Origin of the sequence: Kitasatospora sp. NPDC059577 (assembly GCF_042735475.1) — a bacterium.
In the GTDB taxonomy this organism is placed as follows: Bacteria; Actinomycetota; Actinomycetes; order Streptomycetales; family Streptomycetaceae; genus Kitasatospora.
This window is the reverse complement of sequence record NZ_JBHWBZ010000054.1, coordinates 68,228-71,128: the sequence shown is the minus strand read 5'-3', so window position 1 is coordinate 71,128 and position 2,901 is coordinate 68,228. Positions and strand designations below refer to the sequence as shown.

Below are 2,901 nucleotides of genomic sequence, written 5' to 3'. Positions count from 1 at the left end.
CTGTGTATCAGAGACCGCCCCCCGGCGGGCCGGACCTCCGTCGTTCCCGCGGGCCGGCGGGGCGTGTCCCGCCCGGCCGCTCAGACCTTGGCGTAGGCGACCGAGATCGAGGTCGACGAGCTGGTGATCACCAGGTTGTCCGCGCCGCGCTCGGCGAGGCCCGAGCCGCCCCCGGTGGAGGTGACCTCGAAGCCCGCGGCCTTGAGCGCCGCCTGGTACGTGTCGTAGTCACCGGCGGCGGCCTCGCAGGTGATGATGTAGGCGCCCGCCGCGCCGTTGACCAGGGTGATCTTCCCCGGGGGGAGCGGTATGTCGGCGGGCAGGTCGGCCGGCCGGGTCCTGCCGTTCTGGACCACTCCGGCGGTCGGGGTCGCGCCCGCCGGCGGGGCGGCGGCCGGGGTCGTGACCGGGGCGGCCGGGGCGGAAGCCGGCTGCGAGGCGGTCGGGGCGGCCGCCGGGGCGGAGCCGGCCGGGGTGGTGGGGGAGGCCGCCGCGGTCGTGCTCGCGGCGGCGCTCGGGGCGGCGGCGGACGAGCCGTCGTCGTTGCAGGCGGTCAGCCCGAGCCCGGCCACGACGACGGTGACGAGCAGGGCGGAGGTGCGCTTGAGCGGCATGGTGTGAGCCAATCGTGTGACAGTGCCTCAGTGGTTCCCGGGCGCCACGCAGATTGGCATACGAAAGGCCGGAAGCCAACGGAAATCCGTCGGTCCGGCCTTCCCTCCCGGCGTTCAGGCCGGGTCGGCGGTGCGTCCGGGCGCGTCCGGCCGGCTCTCCTCGATCCGCCGCAGCATCCGGGCCAGCAGGGCGGAGAGCGCGGTGCGCTCCTCACCCACGACGTCCTGGAGCAGCTCCTCCTCGAACACCGCCGCCATCCGCATCGACTCCAGCCACTTGTCGCGGCCGGTCTCGGTGAGCTCGATGATCACTCGCACCCGGTTGGACTCGTCCCGCTCCCGGGTGACCAGGCCGTCGCCCACCATCCGGTCGATCCGGTGCGTCATCGCCGCCGGAGTGAGTCCGAGCCGCTTGGCGAGCTCGCCCGGCCCGAGCCGGTAGGGGCTGCCGGAGACCACCAGGGCCTTGAGCACCTCCCACTCGGCGGAGGTGATCCCGAGCACAGTCAGCTGGCGGTCGTACGCGACGCCCATCCGGCGGGAGACCCGGTTGAGGGTCTGGACGATGGTCTCCACCTGGGGGTCGACGGTGGGGAACTCCCGCTGGTAGAGGGCCACTTGCTCGGCGATGCCGAACTCCAGGGGGGTGGCCGGGGCGGGCTTGTCGGCAGCCGGCGCCGGCTTGTCCGTAGTCATGCGGACCAGTGTCGCACGAGGGTGCACTCCTTAAGCCTTTGACTCGGCAGTCTTCCGGTGCTAAGACTTTATCTCGTCAAACTTTAGCTCTGAAATCTTCTGGACTTAAGAGTATCCAGTCGAACCTTGGAAGGGATGTGCACGGTGACCGGCACGGTGAAGCAGCAGAGGCAGCAGCGACGTGGGGCGGGCAGCCCGCTGCGCCGCGTCCAGATCGGCAACGCGCTCAGCGCGTTCGGCAGCGGGTTCACGATGCCGTACATGTTCGTGTACGTGGACCAGGTGCGCGGGCTGGGCTCGCTGGCGGCCGGGATGGTGTTCACCGTCTTCGCGCTGGCGGCCCTCGCGGTCCTGCCGTTCACCGGGCGCGGCATCGACAAGTACGGTCCCCGGCCGGTGCTGCTGGCCGGGACGGCGCTCGCCGCCGCCGGTGCGTTCGCCTTCGGCCACGCCACCGGCACGCCGGCCCTGCTGGTCTCCTCCTTCCTGTTCGGCGCGGGTGTCACCACCTGCCAGCCGGCGCTCGCCACGATGATCGTCCGCTGCTCGACGGCGGCGACCCGTTCGCACGCCTTCGCGCTGCAGTTCACCCTGGTCAACCTGGGCATGGGCATCGGTGCGCTGGTCGGCGGGCAGATCGTCGACGTCGCCGACCCGGCCAGCCTGACCCGGCTGTTCACCATCGAGGCGGCGACCTTCCTCGGCCTGGCCCTGGTCACCGGCACCGCCCGGATGCCGCGGATCCGGCTGAGCGCCGTCCACCCGAAGAGCGAGGGCCCGACCGGCCTGCGTGCGCTGGTCGCCGACAAGGCGATGCTGCGGCTCTGCGTGCTCGCCGGGCTGATCTTCTTCACCTGCTACGGCCAGTTCGAGTCCGGTGTCGCGGCCTTCGCCACCGACACCGTCGGCACCCCGCCCTCCACCCTGGGCTTCGCGATCGGCGCCAACGCGCTGACCATCGTGGTGCTGCAGATGTTCATGGTGCGGATCACCGCGCGCCGCCGCCGCACCACCGCGATGGCCGCGGCCGGTCTGGTCTGGCTCGGTGCCTGGGCGATGGCCCTGGTGGCCGGCCTGATCCGGACCGAGACCATGGCCGCCACGGTCGCCATCGTCTCGATCTACGCCCTCTTCGGCGTCGGCGAGTCGCTGCTCGCGCCGACCATGGGCCCGATGGTCGCCGACCTCGCCCCGGCCAGACTGCTCGGCACCTACAACGCCGGGTACGCCCTGGTGAAGCAGATCGCGATCGCGGTCGGCCCGGCCGTCGGCGTGCTGCTGGTCGGTTCCGGCACCTGGCCGCTCTACCTGGCGGCGATGGCGGGCTCGACGCTGCTCGTCGTCGTCCTGGCGCTGCGGCTGCGCCCGCACCTCACGCCGGAGCAGGACAACGCCGCCCCGGCCGTGGTCCACGCCCTCCCGGTCCGGGAGCTGCAGACCGCCGCGTAGCGGAAGGGTACGCACGAGCGTTCGGAACGGGGGGGGCGCCCGCGCCCCCGGGGCCGCCCCCCCCCCGCGGGGGCATCGCCCACCCCCGCCGCAAGAGCTGGGGGTGGTGTCGGCCCCCCCGCGCGCCCCCCCGCGGGCCGCG

3 protein-coding genes are annotated in these 2,901 nt (G+C 73.0%); 1 reads left to right on the top strand and 2 read right to left on the bottom strand.

Features of this window, described 5'->3' with window-relative positions; genetic code table 11:
* Window positions 1-80 precede the first annotated feature (80 nt).
* Together ACFV0O_RS31695 and ACFV0O_RS31690 are read right to left on the bottom strand one after the other, a co-directional pair.
* Window positions 81-626: a hypothetical protein gene (locus ACFV0O_RS31695; protein WP_380347197.1), complete on the bottom strand. Its 546-nt coding sequence runs from the start codon at window positions 624-626 to the stop codon at window positions 81-83.
* Between the two features lie 102 nt (window positions 627-728).
* A complete protein-coding gene (locus ACFV0O_RS31690; RefSeq protein WP_380347196.1) occupies window positions 729-1,310 on the bottom strand; it encodes a MarR family winged helix-turn-helix transcriptional regulator in 582 nt (193 codons plus the stop codon).
* 144 nt (window positions 1,311-1,454) lie between these two features.
* Between ACFV0O_RS31690 and ACFV0O_RS31685 the strand changes: the two genes are divergently transcribed.
* The gene (locus ACFV0O_RS31685) at window positions 1,455-2,759 is read left to right on the top strand and encodes an MFS transporter (protein WP_360249488.1); all 1,305 of its coding nucleotides are present in this window, start codon (window positions 1,455-1,457) and stop codon (window positions 2,757-2,759) included.
* Window positions 2,760-2,901: the final 142 nt, after the last annotated feature.